This is a genomic window from Ruminococcus sp. MSJ-25, assembly GCF_018917825.1.
Classification (GTDB): Bacteria; Bacillota; Clostridia; order Oscillospirales; family Ruminococcaceae; genus Hominimerdicola; species Hominimerdicola aceti.
Map to the genome: position 1 here is coordinate 238,983 of NZ_JAHLPI010000017.1, position 18,929 is coordinate 257,911.

Consider the following 18,929-nt stretch of genomic DNA (forward strand, 5'->3'; position numbering starts at 1 on the left):
AAATCGCTTCGCTCGGTGTTGGCAACTCTACTTTGTACGGCTGTATCATTCCTCACTCCTAACTCCTAACTCCTCACTTAAACTTCCCCTTGCAATCCCACACAAAAAGTAGTATAATAGTCTCTGACATCAAAGACAGGAAGTAATTAAATGAGTAAAACCCAAACGCAGACCTTAGATTACGGCAAAGGCAGCACTTTCAAAATACTGCTCAAACTCGCTCCCCCCGTAATGCTCGCACAGCTTATCCAAGCCCTTTACAATATCGTTGACAGCTTTTTTATCGGCAGATACTCGGAAGCAGGTCTGACAGCCCTTTCTATTATCTACCCTATCCAGCTTCTTATGATAGCTTTCGGCGTGGGAACAGGCGTTGGCATCAACACACTCATGGCTCACTACATGGGCATTGGCAGAAAACACAAGTCAGATGAATGTGCAGGCACAGCCACCGCTCTGGGCATTTCAATGTGGATAATTTTTGCCGCTGTCTGCTTTTTCATCATGCCAGCCTACGCCCGAATGTCCACCACCTCACCCGAGGTCATAAAGCTCGTCACCTCTTATGGCAGGATAGTCTGCACTTTCAGTATCGGTCTTTTCTGCGAAAGCGTATGGACAAAAGTTCTCCAAGCCGAGGGTAATATGCGCACGCCTATGATAGCGCAGATAGTGGGTGCAATAGTGAACATAATCCTTGACCCTATTCTCATATGGGGCGTGGGCTTTGTTCCAAAGCTTGGCATTTCAGGTGCGGCTATCGCCACTGTTATCGGACAGACCGCCGCAGCGGCTATTGTAATGCCAAAGGGCTTCCGCCACACCCCGAAGCTTTGGAAATACCCTTCTTATTTGAAAAAGATATATCATCTAGGTTTTCCAAATATCCTTATGCAGTCCGCCTATACGTTCTATATTTTCGGACTAAACATGATATTGAAAACTTTCTCCGATCAAGCCGTTACCGCTTTGGGGCTTTATTACAAATGGCAGGCGTTTTTCTTTATCCCACTGGGCGCAATGCAGACTTGCATCGTTCCTATCGTAAGCTACAATTACGCCGCAGGGAACTCAGAGCGTTGCAGTAAGGCCTTGAAAAACTCCGTATTTATGGGCATGGCGCTTATGGCGTTCGGAACGCTTTGTTTTGAGCTTATCCCTTCGCAAATGCTCAGTGTGTTCTCACACGACCCTAAGGTCATCGCTATCGGAACAGTGGGATTCCGCTTTATCGGTCTGAGCTTTCTGCCTATGACTACCTCGCTTATCTTTCCGGTTTTCTTTCAGGCGATAGGCTATTCACTGAGAAGCTCAGCACTCACCATACTGCGGACCTTGGTGCTTTTTGTGCCGCTGGGCTGGCTGTATTCGCGCATAGGGCTTGACTATTTCTGGGCGACTTTCCCCACCACCGAAGTCATCACTACCCTTGTGGGCATTATTTTCTACCGCTCATTCAAAAAGACTTATGCTAAACGTGGGCATTGATATGAAAACGTGTATTGCCGATATTGGCATTACACGTTTTTTTTCTGTATAGTTGTAAGGCAATAAAATGCCGTGGCTTGAAATGCCCGCCACGGAGAAACAATGGTTGGGTTTTAGATAAAATTGATGAGCGGCAACAAAAAATCCGCCTTACATAAAGTAAAGCGGAATTGGGTGCAGGGGCACGCCCCTGAATTTGTAAAAGTGACACACAAATTATCACAGTGGTGACTTTGTGTGTTTACAAAAAGCCTTGATGGGAAATGCCCGCCACGGCGAATATCGTATCTTTCCCAGCGTATCGTACCCATTGGCGGCGACAAAAAAATCCGCTACCGTAAATGATAGCGGATTTGGGTGCAGGGGCACGCCCCTGCTGGTGGAGGTGAGGAGAATCGAACTCCTGTCCGAAAGCCTATCCCCACGAACTTCTACGAGTGTATTCTGTTATTGCGGAAAACTCCCGTTCCCTTGCACAAAGGCAAACAGACACGCCTGTGTGTTTGGTAGGCTGTGATACATCACAAGGCTACAGCCGTCGCTTTGTAACGTTCACCACTGATCGACGCCTTTACCAAAGCCGTGGTACTCTAAGGCAAGACGAGCGCTGACTTAAGCAGCAGCTAATTCAAAATTATCGTTGTCGTCTAATTTTAAAACGTACGCCGTTTAAAGAGTGTGCGCTCCTCTACTCGCTTATCGTGCTTCAAAACCCCCGTCGAAACCTTTACACCCCCAGGTTAGTTTCGCTCTTTCATGGCACGCTCTATGTCACGCTGTGCGGCTTTCTTTGCCATGTCGTCACGCTTGTCATAAAGCTTTTTACCTTTGCAAAGCCCAAGTGCAAGCTTGACTCTGCTGCCTTTGAAATATAGCGACATCGGGATAAGCGTAAGACCCTCCTGCTGTACCTTTCCGAACAGCCGCAGTATCTCACGTTTGTGGAGCAGCAGCTTTCTCTCACGGCGTGGATCACGGTTGAAAATATTGCCGTGTTCATAAGGGGATATGTGCATACCCTTGACCCACATCTCTCCGTCCTCGATAGAACACCAACTGTCTTTCAGATTGACGCCGCCATTCCTTATAGACTTGACCTCTGTTCCCACAAGCTCGATACCGCACTCTATCTGCTCAAGCACGAAATAATCGTGACGTGCCTTTCGATTGTCGGCAATCTGCTTTGTGCCTTTTTTGTCTATCGCCATACTGCTCACCTCCCGTGGATTATTATTATAACACCATTTCATGCCTTTGTCAACAGGTAAAGAGTTCAAAAAATTGTACAAATGGTCGTAATGTTTAGATTTTTACACATCGCTGTGTGTGCTTATGTGCAAATTCGAGTATTGAAATAGCTTTTATGGTGTGATATAATATTAGGTGTGAGAAATAGTTAGTTGAAAGACGAGAGAAGATCCGGTATGAAAAATAAGAAAATAGATATGTTAAACGGTCCGCTTGTGGGCAAGATCGTTATTTTTGCACTGCCCCTTGCATTGTCAAGTATTTTGCAGCAGCTTTTTAACTCCGCTGACCTTGCGGTGGTGGGCAGATTTGACAGCGACAAAGCCATGGCGGCGGTTGGAAGCAATTCTTCATTGGTGAACCTTATTGTAAGCCTTTTTCTGGGGCTTTCTGTCGGTGCAAACGTTGTGGTGGCCAGGCTTATAGGTCAGGGAAGAAAAGATAAGGCAAACGAGGCTGTACATACGGTGGTGCTTTTGGCGGTCATAAGCGGATTTATCATACTGGGTGTAGGCGAGATACTTGCGCCGATACTCCTTGGCATGATGAATGTGCCTGATGATGTTTTAAAGCTTGCAACGCTGTATCTCAGGATATTCTTCTTTGCAATGCCTTTTATCGAGATATACGATTTCGGTTCGGCAGTGCTTAGGAGCAAGGGCGACAGCACCAGACCTCTTTACGCTCTTATCACCGCAGGCGTTATAAATGTTATTCTGAACCTTGTATTCGTGATCGTGTTCAAAATGGGCGTGGCAGGCGTTGCAACGGCAACTGTTATATCAAACTTTTTCAGTGCCTGTATGATACTTTACTTTCTTACCCACGAGGAGGAGATGCTAAGACTTGATTTCAGAAAGCTCAGGATACGCTGGAAATATCTCCTCGGTATCATAAAGATAGGCTTGCCGGCTGGTTTGCAGAGCATGGTTTTCTCACTGTCAAACGTTGTGATACAGGCGGCGATAAACAGCTTCGGTTCAGACGGTATCGCTGGAAGCACAGCGGAACAAAATTTTGAGTTCATGGCATATTTTGTGATAAACGCTTTCGCTCAGACTGCGACCACATTTACAAGTCAGAATTTTGCGGCTCAGGATAAGGAACGCTGTAAAAAGATATACAGGCTTTGCACCTTTATTGGGCTTGCAAGCTGTCTTGGGCTGAGTCTGATATTCATTATTGGCAGACACCTTTTTATACAGATCTTCTCAACGGACGAGAACGTTATACACTACGCAATGATAAGAATGTGGTCAGTTTGCCTGCTGGAGCTTCTTACGGGTGTTTACGAAATATCGGGCGGCTGTCTTAGGGGAATGGGCCACTCTATGACGCCTGCGGTCATAACTGTGCTTGGCACCTGCGTGTTCAGGCTTGTGTGGGTGAACACGATCTATGCGGCTCACAGAAGCTATCTTATGCTCATGATAGTTTACCCTGTTTCCTGGGTGATAACAGGCACTGCGGTAACAGTGGCTTACTTTATCATACGGCGCAAAGAGTTTGCACAGATAGGTAAACGCAGGGCGGATATTATTTGATAGACAGGCGACAATTCAGATAGACGTGGGAAGGGGCAAACGCTGTTCGCCTCTACAGAAAAAGATAAATCTGCACTCTGAAAGCTTTAGGATTTTCGGAGTGCGGATTTTTTTGAAAAAAGTCGCAACTGTCCAAAAAAAGTTACCACAAATGGTTTTTAGTGTGATATAATACATACATCAGGAACAAATCAAGGCAATACCGCACAAGGCACGCCTTATAACTTCTGCACACTCCTTTTAAATTGTTTAAATTGTGTTTTATTTGTTATCTTATGGTGTTTACTACTCTTTTGTTTGATTTTGTTTTGGTTTTTGAAACTTTGCGATGTTTTCATAATACCCCTTTACTGTGTTCCTGAGAGCAGAAGTCATTTTTTTACCGCAGTTCTTTTTGAACTGCGGTATCTTTTTTTATATGTTATATAAGCCTATAAAAACAGGCGTCATGCTCTTGATACAAAGCCTTTTCGCAGAAGGGGGATAAGTATTCCGCCAATGGAGTTGCCGAGGGACATTATAATAAGGTAGCCAAAGGCTTTAACGCTCCACAGGTCTGCTATGGTAAAGAAATACATATTAGCGACGCAGTGTTCAAAGCCGCTGAGGATAAAGACCACAACGGGGAGAAATATTGCAAGTATCTGTCCCACAGGGTTTTGGATAGTTTTATAGCCGTCTGCGGCAACAAACATAAGAATTCCGCAGAAAAATGATAGGATAAAAACGCTTGTGATATTATCCCCAAGCTTTATATTGCAAAGCTCTGTGGCTTTGTCGCTTATGGTGGATATGCGTGTTTGGGTAATAAGCAGGGCGGAGAGGACGGCTCCTGCAAAATTGCCGAGCCATATTATGCCAAGCTCACCGAGATAAGAGGGCTTGTTTTCAACTGCATAGCCGACTTTTCCTGTGAAGAGATCAAAGCCGAAAGACAGTATCACAAACAGTCCAATGCCGAAAAGAAACGCTCCCAGATATTTGTTAGGGCAGGAAAGATAGACTGTTCCGCCTATGGCTATCGCCACGCCTGTGAGCAAAGAACGCAGAAATGTGTCGATAATTTTTTTCATGTAAATTCTCCTATAACTTTTTTGTGACAAAGCACTGTGTTATTATACTATATTATAATGGCTGTTTCAACAAAAAAGTGGCATTGTTTACACTTATTTTGATTTTTGTTTCCAAGTAAGCCATGGGTAACATGAGTTTTGCGACATATTTCTTTGGATATAGGAGATATGCGATGTAAAGAATAGTCAGAACAGATCCAGCATACTGTCAAGATAAATTTGCTCTCTGACCTTTAGCTGATGTTCGGGTTTTGTCATATAGTAGAGCAGAAATTCAAGTATCAAGGCACTTCCAAGGCTTCTGCCCTCTATTTTGAAGTTTGAAAAGCCCATGGGGAGATAGGTGTTTTGGATATCCTCTATGCCGATAAAGGCAGGGCTTTCCATGGCTTTTGAAAAGCGGTAGCCCTCTGAGGCATTTGGTGCTTTGCAAACATGGTCGGGACAGTTTTCACCGAGATTCTTGCGGCTGACGTTTTCATAGCAGTTTTTTCGGTCTGCACAGCCTATATAACAGCACTCGTTGCAAAGAAATTCCACTTTGTTTTTCTGCTGAGAGGAGAGTGTAGAGAGCTTATCAAAGGCTTTGTTCAGGCGAAAGTCGGGGACTACATAGGAAAAATCGTCACGGTCAAGCTCGTTTACAAGCTGAGAAAACTCGGTAAGGACTTTTGTGGTAGAGGACACAAAATAGAGGTGGGGATAATTCTTTTTGATATACGAGAGCAGCAGGTCGGAATATATTATCACGCCGTTTTTTGGGTCTGCATCTTGGGAGAAAAGCTTGCAGAGGTCATTGCATTTTTTGTCTGAAAGGTGTTCTTCTCTTAGCAGGGAATTGCTGAAGGTCAGCCGTGAGGAGATGTTATATTCTTTCATAAGGTCGAGGACTTCTCGTGGAGAATGTTCGCCGAAGCCTGCTCGTCCGCCGCCCCATATACAGTCGGCAGGTGCGCCATAGACAGAGCCTATTTCACACCAGTCATAGAAATAATCTCTATGGTCACGGAATATGGGCAGGAAAGCGGAGTAAAGGTCATAAAACTCGAAAAGCCCCGGCAGGTGGTAGTATGCTTTATTGGTCATGTGGGGTCACCTCTTTTTTTTATCATTATAGCATGGCGGGGGTGGGAAGTCAAAGGGGTGCGTGGTCAATAAGCTCATAGGTCAGACTATTAAGGCAGTGTGACTATTTTATCATAAAGTATCTCAAACTTCGGGTTTAGTTTGCTCACATAGTCGCAGTGATAATGCCCGCAAAACCAGCGTTCATATTGCATTTTCTCTGCAAGGTCACGAAAAAATTCTGTGAGCCTGTTTTCTGAATAGTAGAAATTATAAGCGGACGTGCATTTTCCATGCTCCACCTCATATTCGATATCTGTAGGGGCGCAGTGAGTTATAACATAGTCGGCTTTGTATCCGCACTTTTCAAGGGTGGAAAGCGCCCCAGCGTATTCTTTGTTATTAGGAAGCTCCTGCTCCCATATGCTTATGCCTATGGTGCGAAACTCTCTGTCATGGCTTTCTGCACCGCCCATGGTGAAAAAGCTTTTGCCCTCGATATCGAAAAGCTGTCCTCGCATAAGGTGGATAATGCTTGGGGCTATTCGGTGTATCTTTCCGCCATGCCAGTTTTCTACGGGGTAAGCGTTCAGAAGGTCGAAATTCTCGTGATTGCCGTCAACAAAGAGGGTGGTGAAAGGTCTGTCATTAAGCCAGCTTCTCCACCACATATCTTCCTTATCATTGTTCCATACAAGTCCGAAATCTCCGCAAATTATAACGTAATCATCTTTTGTCATGCTGTTGAAAATATCCTTGAAGTCGGGGTTGCCTTTGTTGCTGAGCTTATGGATATCGTGACTTCCGTGGATATCGCCTGTTATAAGTATCATTTTGCGCTCCTCCTTATTTCATCAAGTGTTCTGGGGGTGTAGTCCATATAATAGAGCATACAGCCCACGTTATAGCTTTCAAATGGTATGGCAAGGTTTTTGCATATTTGTGCATACTGCAAAAACGCCTGATAGTCCTTGGTGTTATGGACATGACCATAGAGGTGAACAGCACCACGATATTGATTATACCAATGGGCGATAGGATAATGAGAAAGCACCACCTGCGTTTCGTCGTCTTGTATCACTGCATAGTCTTTTACCCACTGAAAGCAGGCTTTCATTTCTTCTGTGGGCTTATCGTGGTTGCCGAGGATAAGATACTTTTTGCCATTAAGCTGAGAGAGCATTTCAAGCCCCTGAGCGTTTTTCCATGCAAAGTCACCGAGGATATAAACTTCGTCGCTATCGGAAACGGTGCTGTTCCAATTTGCCGTCATGACAGCCTGCATATGGTTGATGTCAGTAAAAGGTCTATTGTCATGGCGCAGGACGTTTTGGTGTCCAATGTGCATATCCGATATATAAAATATTGGCATTTTATCCTCTCCTCTGTTAGATTTATGAAATATTATAGCACTTATCTTAACTAAAATCAATAGTATCTCATTTTCATTTTGGCTCATCTACAGATTAAAAGGGCTTGACTTTGAGGACTGTTGAAATATTGCGGATAATGTGATATACTGTCAATAAACGAAATACCGCAGTAATGATAGGACGGACAATGTGCTTGTCAGGTTTTCTTCTTTCGCAAGGCTAAGTGAGGCTTATCCTAATTATTTTGCGGATATAGGGGAATTTGTTGGCGTTGTAGAGGGGTACTTGAAGTGAGATATATTACAGAGGTGACGGCAAAATGACATACCATTATTATGGCGACAAAAATGCTGATATTGTTCTTATCCAGCCTGTGGGCGACCATGATCTGCCTGAGATAGAAAACGAGGTGGCAGAGATAAAAAAGCTCACAAGTGTGGATTTTCAGCTTATTGCGGTGAAGGTCGATGATTGGAACGATGAGTTATCGCCTTGGAACGCTCCTGCGGTATTTGGCAATGAGGGCTTCGGCAATGGAGCGGAAGACACTCTGACGGAGATATTAACGCTTTGCTCGGACAAGAGCAAGAATTATTACATTGGCGGATATTCTCTGGCAGGGCTTTTTGCCTTGTGGGCGGCGTTTCAAACGGAGAAATTTTCAGGCGTTGCGGCGGCTTCTCCGTCGGTGTGGTTTCCTGATTTTGTGGGGTATATGAAAGAGAATAAGATAAAATGCGATGCTGTTTATCTCAGCCTTGGTGACAAGGAAGAAAGGACGAAAAATGCGGTCATGTCAAAGGTGGGCGACTGTATCCGTGAGAGTTATGATTTGCTGACGGGGCAGGGTATCGAATGTGCCCTTGAATGGAACAAGGGCGGGCATTTTAAAGAGCCTGCTTTGCGGACAGCTAAAGGGTTTGCTTGGGTGATGAACGGAAGATAGGGGAATGGCAATGGATAAGAAAAAATTGTAAAACAGGCTTATGATATTGCCAAACTAAGGGACAAGTCAATTAAGGCATCAAAAGAAATGGCGGATTCTGACAACATATCTATTGGAGTTCTTCCAGAGATCATTACGGAAAATAATATTGTTGTTGCAAGCTCCAATAATGGTGCAGTGCAGAATATCGTAAATGAGCTTCCACTTACCAAGGAACAAATCGACCAAAAGTTTGTTGAGGAGCTTAAAGGTGCTGACTATTTTTGCAGTATCGCTCTCAAATAAAGCCTGTACTCACAATGGATTCAAACATTCTGAATATGCTTATAGAACATTTTGGAGTGACTGAAAAATATTTATCAAATTCCGCATCAACACAGACATTGACTGAATGTTGCTGCTACCCGTGCAAAAAAAGAATTTTATATTGTTGGAGATAAAAAATTATATCTGAATTGCGGCGGTGATACGCTGTTTGATGGGCTTTTTGCGTGGCGGAACTTCTAAATTTGGGATTATAGCATGGCGTGGGTGGGAAGTCAAAGTTATTTTTCCATTACTACTATCTTGTTTGAGATATTGCTCACAGGCTTTATCTTTTTAAGAAGCTTGAATATTGGGATAAACTCCGCCATTCCCTCGGCAAGGCTGTGGTCTTCAATGTGGCGGAAGTTCGGGAGAAGCTTTGCAAGCTCTTTGCCGTCCTTGACGCCCCATGTGAATTTGGCTTTGCTGCCCTCGATCGACTTTTCTTTCATACGCTTTACCATAGTGGGGCTCATCGTCTCGACCAATACTGTGACGTGGTCAAAGCATTTGCTTATGACGTCAAAAATCTCCTTTACGTCCTTTCCTGAGAGGTACATAGTCAGACCCTCGATAATGACGATAGCAGAGGCATCGTGCTCGGTTATTTCTCCGCTCCAATCGTCCATTGCGGACATTGCTATCTGGGATATCTCGCCTGATTCAGGGAGAAGCTTTTCTCTCACGGCGATAGTTTCGGGCAGGTCGAGGTTATACCAATGGGTGTAGCCGTTCATTCTGTAACAGCGTGTATCAAGTCCGCAGGCGATATTCACCACCACTGCGCCTTTGCTTTTTGCAAGATACTTGTTCGCAAGCTTATCGAGGACTATTGTCCTTGCAACAACGCCACTGTGCATTGCTGAGTCTTTATCGGCAAGTGAAAAATCATAGTTTATCTTATCTATTATCTCCACGGCTTTTGTATCTTTTATCGCACCCCTTGTTTTGGTTTCCTTTGCACGGGCATAAACAGTTTGAAGCATAGTTTCAGGCACGCCTGAAAGCTTTGGTTTTTCATTCATATCCATTTTTCTTCCTCCTGTGGTGTTATTAAGATAGTTGTGACTAACTTGCCTTTTTTATGATAGCACATTGAGGGGGAAATGTCAATAGAGGGTGGTGATATGGGCGTTGGGGCAGAAAAATACCGATACAGAGGAGCTGTATCGGTGGATAATTATTTAAGAAAAGAATGACTAAATAGAAATTACAGTATGAACGTGATAGGCTCAGAGTTCCTTGCATATTGATTTTTTCTCGGCTTAATAGTTATTTTTTTTGAGCTTAATTGAATTTCACCATAAGCATCAAGGCTGTTCGTTTCGGGAAAATCTTTTTCTAAAATCATTGTATCATCCAAATCAAATATTCTTAAAAGCGGGAAATATCGACAGTTATCTAAATATCGTAAGTAAATGATTGCTTGTTTTTTTGAAGCTCTTTTCTCTTTAAACTTTACAAGCATATTTTCTCCTTGTTCTACAGCTTCTGATACGCAGGAGCGGATAAACTCTGAATCATGCTTTGCTGTGCAGAAATACTTTATCAAAACCTGCTCGACAATCTCAATAACCGATTGTATGCAGTCTGAGGTTTCCAAAGTATCAAAAAAAGGTTGACTTATCTCAACATCGTAATAACGAAACCTAGGGAAATATCTGTCTTTGCCTCGTTTGGAGGGGGCAATTTTATCATCTACCATACAGGTTGTTAGATTGACATATAAGTGGTTGAAATCACCCAATGTAAAATCATGTTCCCTTAGTTTCATTGCAATTCTGTGGAGCATAATACTTAGTTCCTTGTTCGCAAATTCATGAGGCAGTGAATTTCCTGCAATGTTTTCTGCTTGACTTCTGTATATACGAATATCTTTGATTGTATTCATATCTCGCTCCTCTAAATCCTTATTTATAAACACTCTTTAATATGGCACATACCATGTTTTATCCTCGTGGGTTATGATATTTATCAGAATAAGTATATCACATTTTGAAGTGATTTTCAAGGGGCTGGTTTATTTTGTCAACATAAAACTCACTGTCTGTTTCAAAGCAGTATGCACACAGACGTCCACCTGAGGCACAGCCGCAATCTATGGCTATGTGTCCGTTGGCTTTGTAGGCTTCGGGTATGCCGTGGTTTGGGATATTGGCGGTAGGGGTGTGACCTGTCACAAGGAAAGTATTCGGGTCGCTGAAATAGCGTTTTGAATAGTCGGCACGCTCCCAGATAAGCTGGTGGAGGGTATATTCATCAAGGGGCTTATCCTCGCTAAAGCCCCCAAGACCTGCATGGGTGAGGACAAAACGTTTGCCGTTTATGGTGATATCCTCATACATTGAGAAGCTTTTAAGAAACTCCATAAAGTCCATGCGGTCGGCTTTGGAGAGGGAGATAAATTCGCTGAAAGTGGGTTTTCCTCCGCTGGTGAGCCAATCAATCAGGTCTAGCCGTTCGTCTTTTGTAAGCTTGCTCACATCATTTTTTATAAGGTGGCGGAGATTGATATAGGCAAGGTGTTCGTGGTTGCCGAACAACGGGATAACATTATCACGAGTCATGATGTCGTTATAAACCTCCATAGGTTTTTCGCCCCTGTCGCAGATGTCACCTAGGATATAGAGGGTATCGTCCTCAGAGAAGCCTATTTTTTCGAGAAGCTTAATATACTCCTCATAACAGCCGTGGATATCAGATATTGCATATGTCATAAAAGCACCTCGCTGGGTTTTGGGTCGGGTTTCTTGTCTATTCTATTATAGCATACTTAGGGGTAAAATTGGGGAGGTTTGAAAAATTTTTTTACCCATTGGCATAGAGTTCGCTTCAAGCTGTATAATGGGGATAAAATTAAGGGAAGTTGAGTATTAGTAACCGTTAAATATTCTGCACACTATCCGACTTTGCCACTAAAAAATGATAAAAGGGACAGAATATTCAACTGTCCAAAAATTGTTACCACAAATCTTAGAAAATATGGTATAATATTAGAAATACAGTTTGGAGGTGTGATTATGGAATCTGGAAAATACAACAGAAACAAGGAAATGCTTGACGATTATATAGGCTACAAGCTGACAACAGAAAACAGCTCTCAGCATAGCTCGTTCAATCTCAAAGGAATCGTTGTCGCTGTGTTGATCATCATAGGGATAGCCATGATCTATGATGCCCTGCGCCCCAAATGCGCACACTCGGGCTGTGACAATACTCCTGAAGAAGGCAGCTGCTACTGTTTGATACATGACCCTAAGTATTACAATAATAAGAACAGCTATACTCCAGTATTCTCAACTGCTACAACATCACGTCCGAAAACCACTACAGCAAGTAGTTCAGCTACCAGGGCTACCCGTAAGAATACCAATAAAACCTCAACCAGTAAATCTGCTGAGTATGATGCTCATGATTATGACGACCCAGAGGATCTCTATGAAGATCACTATGATGATTTCTATGACTACGAGGATGCAGAGGATTATTGGGAGGAGGATAATTGACTCTTTTTTCATACAAGAAAAAGCATAAGTGCAAAAGACGTTCCATTTGGATAAAATGAAACGTCTTTTGTTTGATAATAGTTTTATAGTAGTCCTATAAACAGGAAAATGTAATGTCTACACGACAGACGGATAAATCTGTGAGATATTGTCCCGTATATTCTACTTTCTAAAATCTCTGGGACTGCACCCGTAGGCTTCTTTAAAGGCTTTTGAAAAATAGCTGTGATCGTCAAAGCCGCAAAGCCCACAGATAGCATTTATCGAGTCAGATGTGTTTTTTATCATATATGCCGCATTGCGCAGACGATAATTTTTTAGATATTCAAACGGCGACTGTCCTGTTATGTTCTTAAAACACCTCAGCACTTCGCTTTTGCTGACAAATGCCGCTGACCCCAGTAATAGGTAATGGAGAATAGTCTTAATAGGAAAGTGTATATCAATATAGTTTTTTTATGTGGGTTCGGTATAGCTTTAGACTATGACTAAGATTTTAAGTACAACACCTAAATGACCTGTCCGTAAGTCAAACTATCGCAGCGGCTGACAAAATCGTTGATGAAAATTTCAAGACGTGTTAGCTTTGAATTGTTTACTCCTGTGTTAGTAAGGCAAAGAGACTGCGAAAAGCAAGCCTCGCCGTCAAAACAGGTGTAGTTTATGGACATAAGCCCGATATCTGCTGTGCAGGTCAGTCCCATACATTCCGACATGGTATTCATGGAACTTCTCACACGCCACGCTCCCGTTCCGCAGGAGAGAAACATCATTCCCACCCTGCCTATAACAGAGGCTTTTTCTTTTAGGCTCGCCTTTGATACTGGCTCGTCCTTTTCGGCGTCTGTGAAATCGTGCCATGGGATATCCATGTGATTTTTCTTAACTATAGTTTGTGACATTCAGTATCACTTCCGTTTTTAAAGATCAAGGCTGTCTGAGCCTGCTTTTTTCATCATTTCCTCACGGCAGGCAAGCACAATGCCGTCTATCTCGCTGAGGTGCATGAGCATTTTCTTTTCAAACTGATGAACAGGCAGTAAAACGCCAATCTCATCAAATGATTTTCCAGCCCTTTCGCCTGTTTCCTGTCCGTAATAGACCATTGCTGTCGGGGCAGTTTGCTGTATCTTGTGGAAAGTATTCCATATAACATTATAGGTCTGAGCCTCGGAAAGTCCAAGCTTTACAGTGTCAGGCAGGGCGTAAAGTATAAGCACGCCACGTCTTTTGTCAACACGCTTTTCCTTAATGTTCATTCCGTCGGTATAGACCCTCATAAGGTCATATCCGTCTGCAAGATAAAGCTTTGAACGTGGTGCACAGCTGTGGTTTTTGTACACATCACGAAATTTCTCGAACTCATGCTTTGTGACAAGCTTTTTCTTTTCTTCAATGACATCGCCTTCAGGGGTCGTAAGGAGTTCAGGATTTTTTCCGGCTTTTCCGTGAAAACGCTTTGGTATAAGGTATGCCTCTCTCAGCAGATCGAAAAGACTTATTCCACAAAGCTCCAGCAGAAGCGCACTTATATCACAGTTCGTATATGCGGTCAAAAGCACCTGCACAAGATGTTCTGGGTCAGGATCGGTCTGCATATCATCGTCACTAAGGTGATCGTAAAGCACGTTGCTGAGCCTTTGGCAAGCTCCTTCCGATGCCATTATCCTTGAAAAAAACTGTTCGACTTCATTTTCTTTTGGCAAAACTGTTGGCATATTATTATCTCCTTTCATGTATGTCATATCTCAGCATTTGCAAACATATTACACTTTTTCAGTATCATTTTTTGTATCTCTGTAGCGGCGGCATTGAGTTTGATATAATGAATAAAATAGTTGCAGACGGGGTAGATAGACACCTTGTAAATGTGGGGGAGCGTAGAATTATGATCGACAAAAAAATATTATGAAAAAGCGGCAAGGTACGTTGGGACGAGGCTTTGACAGATGTGATTTTTTATTTTTATAGGGATAAATGATTTTGTGAGGAAAATTGAAAAATTTTTTCGCTGCCCCCTTGAACAAACCTTATTTTATGTAGTATAATTATATAAAAAACAGGAGGAAAAACTATGTCAAACTTAACGATCAGATTTTATTCAAATTGCCTGCGGAGGTATACCACGTTTAAAATGTACCTGCCATGTGACATAAGGCAGGACTGGGGGCAGACAGATACGAAATACTCGGAAAACAGCACCAAAACGCTTTTCTTGCTGCACGGTTTTACAGGCGACGCAGAAAACTGGGTGCCTGAATATCTTTCAGACAAGTATAATTTTGCGGTAGTTATCCCCTCGGGCGAAAATTCTTTTTGGCTGGACGGACGCTCGACCGGTCATCAGTTCTGCAAATTCGTCGGCGAGGAGCTTGTGGACTATGTAAGACGAGTTTTCAGACTTGCGAAAGACGGCAGTGAAACATACATTATGGGTCTTTCAATGGGCGGATTTGGTGCGCTTCATACAGCATTTGCATATCCGGAAACCTTTGGCAAGGTTGCTGCATTATCTTCGGCTCTTATCGTACACGAAGTCGCAGGAATGTCAGAGGGGCAAGGCAATGCCACAGCGAATTATGAATATTACAGAGAATGTTTCGGCGAAACGTCTGAGGTGCTGAACAGCAGGAACAATCCCGAATTTCTTATAGACGAACTTCAGCGAGAGGGCAAAAATATCCCAGATATATTTATGTGCTGCGGTACGGAAGATTTCCTGCTTGAAAACAACCGTGATCTTCACAAATTTCTTGAAAGCAGAAACGTTTCTCACGAGTATTTGGAAAGCAAAGGCAACCACGATATGATTTTTTGGAGTGAGTATGCTGAAAAGGCGGTCAAGTGGATGTTTGAGGAGAAGTAAGAGCGGTGATGTCTTTGTGGTTTCTTATGTGATAATATGAAACACAAGAAACCTCATACAAAACTGCACAATATAAAAAGACCCTTTGAGAAAGGGATTTCTCCTCTCTCAAAGGGCAGGTTGGCAAACTGGAATTTTGTGTTTCCCATTTGACTTATAAATATTTGCTTGCTTCTCTGATACTCAATTTATCCATCTTGTCTTTATGAGTTTCAACAAAATTTCTTACCCAATCCTGATTTGTCTTAGAATAATCTCTCAGACTCCAACCGATGGCTTTGTTGATAAAGAACTCTGAACTGCCAAAGTTATTCACTAATATTTTTTCAAGCAATTCCGTATTTGTTCGCTCTTTCCTACAAAGCTGGTGGTCAATAGCAATTCGGCGCACCCAAAAGTCTTCATCTGTTGACCACTCCAACATTAGGTCATTTATTCGTTCATCTGCAAAAGCTATATTCCCGACAATTCTATCAAGTCCGTCTATTGTGTCCCACCATTGATTTGTTTTAATATACTTTTTTATGTGTGGAACATCATCATATGTTAAGAATTTCTGCATCGCTACAAGATAATCCATCACAAAATAATGGAATTCCCTATGTTCATCTGCATAACATCTGTCAAGCAAATCCCAGTCAATAATTTTTTTGCCTTTCTCAAATTTCAGAAAATCCTTGTAAATTGCTTTTCTTTTAGGTGTTGGTAAACCATAAAATGAAAACAAATTCCTCATATACGCCGCCATTTTTACAGCATTTTCATCATCTCTATTTGCTTCAAATTTTTCTTTTAGTTCAAGGTATTTATCCATTTCCATTCCTTTCACACTTCTAAATTCCGATTTGTATTTCCATTCATTTTAGAAAATGGGCAATCCCGATTGGAATTGCCCACTCGCTATACTTGCTATCTTAACATAACATTCAGTATCGAACAAGCTTTTGAGAAAAGATTTCTCCTCTCTCAAAGGGCTTGATAAATGGGAATTTTCAAATTAGTCTTTGCAAATAACCTTTGAACCTTCACCATCAATTACAATTCCCTGACGGTTGTTAATCGGGCATAGATTCAAATCCGAAAACTCAGTCATTATTTTCTCGGTAACTCTCTTAAATGGTGCTGTAAGATAATGCGGAAGAACATAGAAATCAATCAAATCAAGCCCTGCATTATCTTCTTGTGAGTAGTCCTCCGGCTTTTCATCCATTTGCTCGATATATTGGATGCTTGGAGCGCATATAATTGCGCCTGCCGACTCACCGATCATCAATTTTCCATTTGCCAATTCCTTTTTCAGCAGTCCATCAGTTCCCGTTTTACGGAGCTGGTCCATAAGAAAGAAAGAATTTCCGCCGGTAAAATATATCACATCTGCTTCTTCAAAAACAGACTGTATCGTTGAATAAGCCTCCGTTGAAATATCAATTTCAGTTACGATTGCTCCCAACTTTTTGAATAATTTTCGAGCCGAGCCGACATAACCGGTGTAGCCTTCACGCAGTGAAGCTGTTGGAATAAATGCGACTTTCTTATTTTCAATTTCTTCCTTTATCAGACTTCCTACACTTGAAAAGTGCGAACATAAAAATAGTTTCATCAATATTCTCCTTTATAAATTCCGATTTATCTTTTTCTTTCTGAAAATGGGCAATCCCGCTTGGAATTGCCCATTAATTCTACAAATTATCTTACTATGTTTATTCCAACGTCTTCATCGTAGGGACGAAATCGTCCACTCACGACTTAATTCCATTTTGTAAATTTTATCGCCTATGAATGGGCTTTTATTCAACCTCTTTACACCATTCCCACTTGTTTCGTGAAGGTAAAAATGAGGTTTGGTGTAAAAATTGGTGTAAATGGTGTATATCCTTATTTAGTTTTGGGTTTTATAGCATTGCCATCAGCCCTGTGTTTCATTTTACCACTTTCTCGTCATAAAGTAAAGAAAGCACACACCATATCTCTACGGCATATGCTCTCTTTCTGATTTTCTATAACTATTTACTGATTAAATTGTAATTCTAATCCCTCAAACTCTGACTTTCTTAATTCCTTTGTTACATCTGTGTAAATGTTCAATGTCGTGGATACGTCTTTGTGTCCTAGTGCGTCCTGAATAACTTTAACATTTACACCGGCTTCGCACATTCTTGTAGTAAATGTATGTCTAAGGGAATGACAGCTAAAGTGAGGAAGTAAAACCTCTGGATTTTCACTTTCCAGAAACTGCTTATCATTACAATTTCTTATGATACGACGGATTGCTTTATTGAGGGTTGCTTGATGTTGCGGCTGACCAAAACGATTTACAAAAACAAAATCAGTGTATCCGTCAACCGCAGCTTCACAATGCAGTCCGAGAAGTTCCTGCCTTTCTTTTTCCATTAAAAATGCTTCTTTCACAAATTCAAGCATAGGAACTTGTCGCATACCTGCCGGAGTTTTGGTTGTATTCACATTAAAATAGCAGCCTTTCTTGCTTCCTTCAGTTCTGTGGTCATAATAAACCAGTGTATGATTCACATCTATAATCCCTTCCTCTAAATCTATGTCACACCACCTAAGTCCGGTCAATTCGCCCACACGCAATCCAGTTCCGACCATAACCGCAAATATTGGATACCAATACTGTGCTTCCGGTGTGTTCTTCAGATAGTTAAGAAAAAGTTCCTGCTCCGGTTTGGTTAATGCCCTGCGTTTTTCAGTCTTAAAACAATGTGATTTTTTCAATTCACGCAAAACATTGTCCGTTGGATTGCTTCTGATATAATCATCATCTACTGCCATTTCAAAGACCTGATGTAGAACGGTATGTATGCTATCAATCGTTGCGGGTTTCAGATGTCTTTCATCAACAAGACTGTTGTAATATCTTTTTATATCTGTCTTTTTTATAGACATTATGAATTGAGACCCAATCTGATTACGCACGAATGTCTCGTACATATATTTGTAATTCTCAAAAGTATTATTCTTTATTCCACGTTTCAAATCTCTCCAAAGTTCATACATATCGTTAAGTGATGTATAGCGAGCTTCTGCCTTGATACCGTCTTTCTTGTCCTTGTCAATTTCATCTTCCTTATATCTTAAATCATCCAAGTTTCTTGCATAAATACAATGTCTTTTACGGTTCTCATCTGTCCATCGGAATTGATAAGTACCGTCCGGACGTTGCGATTCCCCTTTGCGGAGAACCTTTCTTGATTTATCTTTTCTTTTAGTATTTGCCATTGTGTTACCTCCTACAATTCTGTGCTTGAGTCAATAAACTCCTCTAACTTCTCTCGTATAATTAAAAGCCTGTCGCTTCTTGCAATTCTGAAACTGCAATCCTTATCCATCAATAGTGCCTTTAATCTTCGCTCTCCAATACCTGAATAAGCAGCCGCTTCCTCGACCGTAAGACATTTCTTTTCCCAAATCGGTATATCCTCCGGTGGTTGCAATAGCTGTTTCTGATATTCATAAAGTTCAGAACCATCTATTTTGTACATCTACATTCCTC

21 protein-coding genes and 1 other RNA gene are annotated in these 18,929 nt (G+C 41.9%); 6 read left to right on the plus strand and 16 right to left on the minus strand.

Going from position 1 to position 18,929, the window contains the following annotated elements; translation table 11 throughout:
• Positions 1-150 precede the first annotated feature (150 nt).
• Positions 151-1,488, plus strand: coding sequence for an MATE family efflux transporter (locus tag KQH97_RS08130; protein ID WP_216553743.1), 1,338 nt, complete (start codon positions 151-153; stop codon positions 1,486-1,488).
• A 377-nt stretch (positions 1,489-1,865) separates the two neighbouring features.
• Here KQH97_RS08130 and ssrA read toward each other — a convergent pair.
• Both ssrA and smpB read right to left on the minus strand, forming a co-directional pair.
• Positions 1,866-2,225, minus strand: a transfer-messenger RNA (tmRNA) gene (gene ssrA, locus KQH97_RS08135).
• Positions 2,226-2,228: 3 nt separating this feature from the next.
• Positions 2,229-2,696 (minus strand): SsrA-binding protein SmpB, encoded by a 468-nt coding sequence (gene smpB / locus KQH97_RS08140; RefSeq protein WP_022286588.1) that lies wholly within the window; start codon positions 2,694-2,696, stop codon positions 2,229-2,231.
• Positions 2,697-2,912: 216 nt separating this feature from the next.
• Between smpB and KQH97_RS08145 the strand changes: the two genes are divergently transcribed.
• Positions 2,913-4,280 (plus strand): MATE family efflux transporter, encoded by a 1,368-nt coding sequence (locus KQH97_RS08145; RefSeq protein ID WP_253286401.1) that lies wholly within the window; start codon positions 2,913-2,915, stop codon positions 4,278-4,280.
• 446 nt (positions 4,281-4,726) lie between these two features.
• Here KQH97_RS08145 and KQH97_RS08150 read toward each other — a convergent pair whose 3' ends face one another.
• The 4 genes from KQH97_RS08150 to KQH97_RS08165 all read right to left on the minus strand — a co-directional run bounded on the left by KQH97_RS08150 (position 4,727) and on the right by KQH97_RS08165 (position 7,790).
• The gene (locus KQH97_RS08150) at positions 4,727-5,353 is read right to left on the minus strand and encodes a formate/nitrite transporter family protein (protein WP_216553744.1); all 627 of its coding nucleotides are present in this window, start codon (positions 5,351-5,353) and stop codon (positions 4,727-4,729) included.
• Between the two features lie 186 nt (positions 5,354-5,539).
• Positions 5,540-6,439, minus strand: a complete 900-nt coding sequence (locus KQH97_RS08155; RefSeq protein WP_216553745.1) for a hypothetical protein — start codon at positions 6,437-6,439, stop codon at positions 5,540-5,542.
• Positions 6,440-6,528: 89 nt separating this feature from the next.
• Positions 6,529-7,251 carry a metallophosphoesterase gene (locus KQH97_RS08160; RefSeq protein ID WP_216553746.1) on the minus strand — a complete coding sequence of 241 codons (723 nt, stop codon included), beginning with the start codon at positions 7,249-7,251 and terminating at the stop codon, positions 6,529-6,531.
• Positions 7,248-7,790 carry a metallophosphoesterase gene (locus tag KQH97_RS08165; RefSeq protein WP_216553747.1) on the minus strand — a complete coding sequence of 181 codons (543 nt, stop codon included), beginning with the start codon at positions 7,788-7,790 and terminating at the stop codon, positions 7,248-7,250. Before KQH97_RS08165 ends, KQH97_RS08160 begins: the two co-directional genes overlap by 4 nt.
• A 320-nt stretch (positions 7,791-8,110) precedes the next feature.
• Between KQH97_RS08165 and KQH97_RS08170 the strand changes: the two genes are divergently transcribed.
• Positions 8,111-8,737 carry an esterase gene (locus KQH97_RS08170; protein ID WP_216553748.1) on the plus strand — a complete coding sequence of 209 codons (627 nt, stop codon included), beginning with the start codon at positions 8,111-8,113 and terminating at the stop codon, positions 8,735-8,737.
• Between the two features lie 87 nt (positions 8,738-8,824).
• A complete protein-coding gene (locus tag KQH97_RS08175) occupies positions 8,825-9,022 on the plus strand; it encodes a hypothetical protein (RefSeq protein ID WP_118059474.1) in 198 nt (65 codons plus the stop codon).
• Between the two features lie 260 nt (positions 9,023-9,282).
• On the opposite strand, the gene KQH97_RS08180 is transcribed toward KQH97_RS08175, so the two are convergent.
• From KQH97_RS08180 to KQH97_RS08190, 3 genes are all read right to left on the minus strand, one after another.
• Positions 9,283-10,074, minus strand: a complete 792-nt coding sequence (locus KQH97_RS08180) for a class I SAM-dependent methyltransferase (protein ID WP_367614665.1) — start codon at positions 10,072-10,074, stop codon at positions 9,283-9,285.
• 179 nt (positions 10,075-10,253) lie between these two features.
• The gene (locus KQH97_RS08185) at positions 10,254-10,934 is read right to left on the minus strand and encodes a hypothetical protein (RefSeq protein WP_216553749.1); all 681 of its coding nucleotides are present in this window, start codon (positions 10,932-10,934) and stop codon (positions 10,254-10,256) included.
• 97 nt (positions 10,935-11,031) lie between these two features.
• The gene (locus KQH97_RS08190) at positions 11,032-11,760 is read right to left on the minus strand and encodes a metallophosphoesterase (RefSeq protein ID WP_216553750.1); all 729 of its coding nucleotides are present in this window, start codon (positions 11,758-11,760) and stop codon (positions 11,032-11,034) included.
• A 303-nt stretch (positions 11,761-12,063) separates the two neighbouring features.
• Between KQH97_RS08190 and KQH97_RS08195 the strand changes: the two genes are divergently transcribed.
• Positions 12,064-12,549: a hypothetical protein gene (locus KQH97_RS08195; RefSeq protein ID WP_216553751.1), complete on the plus strand. Its 486-nt coding sequence runs from the start codon at positions 12,064-12,066 to the stop codon at positions 12,547-12,549.
• Between the two features lie 162 nt (positions 12,550-12,711).
• On the opposite strand, the gene KQH97_RS08905 is transcribed toward KQH97_RS08195, so the two are convergent.
• The 3 genes from KQH97_RS08905 to KQH97_RS08210 form a co-directional block, all read right to left on the minus strand.
• Positions 12,712-12,996 carry a helix-turn-helix transcriptional regulator gene (locus tag KQH97_RS08905; RefSeq protein ID WP_367614666.1) on the minus strand — a complete coding sequence of 95 codons (285 nt, stop codon included), beginning with the start codon at positions 12,994-12,996 and terminating at the stop codon, positions 12,712-12,714.
• A 62-nt stretch (positions 12,997-13,058) separates the two neighbouring features.
• Positions 13,059-13,451, minus strand: a complete 393-nt coding sequence (locus KQH97_RS08205; RefSeq protein WP_216553752.1) for a threonine/serine exporter family protein — start codon at positions 13,449-13,451, stop codon at positions 13,059-13,061.
• An 18-nt stretch (positions 13,452-13,469) separates the two neighbouring features.
• The gene (locus KQH97_RS08210; protein WP_216553753.1) at positions 13,470-14,267 is read right to left on the minus strand and encodes a DUF4866 domain-containing protein; all 798 of its coding nucleotides are present in this window, start codon (positions 14,265-14,267) and stop codon (positions 13,470-13,472) included.
• Between the two features lie 356 nt (positions 14,268-14,623).
• Between KQH97_RS08210 and KQH97_RS08215 the strand changes: the two genes are divergently transcribed.
• Positions 14,624-15,415, plus strand: coding sequence for an alpha/beta hydrolase family protein (locus KQH97_RS08215; RefSeq protein WP_216553754.1), 792 nt, complete (start codon positions 14,624-14,626; stop codon positions 15,413-15,415).
• Positions 15,416-15,569: 154 nt separating this feature from the next.
• Here the strand turns inward: KQH97_RS08215 and KQH97_RS08220 are convergent, their stop codons facing one another.
• The 4 genes from KQH97_RS08220 to KQH97_RS08235 form a co-directional block, all read right to left on the minus strand.
• On the minus strand, positions 15,570-16,235 hold the full coding sequence (locus KQH97_RS08220; RefSeq protein ID WP_242989000.1) for a DNA alkylation repair protein: 666 nt from the start codon (positions 16,233-16,235) through the stop codon (positions 15,570-15,572).
• Between the two features lie 177 nt (positions 16,236-16,412).
• Positions 16,413-17,015, minus strand: coding sequence for a Type 1 glutamine amidotransferase-like domain-containing protein (locus tag KQH97_RS08225; protein ID WP_216553755.1), 603 nt, complete (start codon positions 17,013-17,015; stop codon positions 16,413-16,415).
• A gap of 407 nt (positions 17,016-17,422) precedes the next feature.
• Positions 17,423-18,655 carry a tyrosine-type recombinase/integrase gene (locus KQH97_RS08230; protein WP_196376397.1) on the minus strand — a complete coding sequence of 411 codons (1,233 nt, stop codon included), beginning with the start codon at positions 18,653-18,655 and terminating at the stop codon, positions 17,423-17,425.
• 11 nt (positions 18,656-18,666) lie between these two features.
• Complete coding sequence (locus tag KQH97_RS08235) at positions 18,667-18,918, minus strand: excisionase (RefSeq protein WP_216553756.1); 252 nt, start codon at positions 18,916-18,918, stop codon at positions 18,667-18,669.
• Positions 18,919-18,929 lie beyond the last annotated feature (11 nt).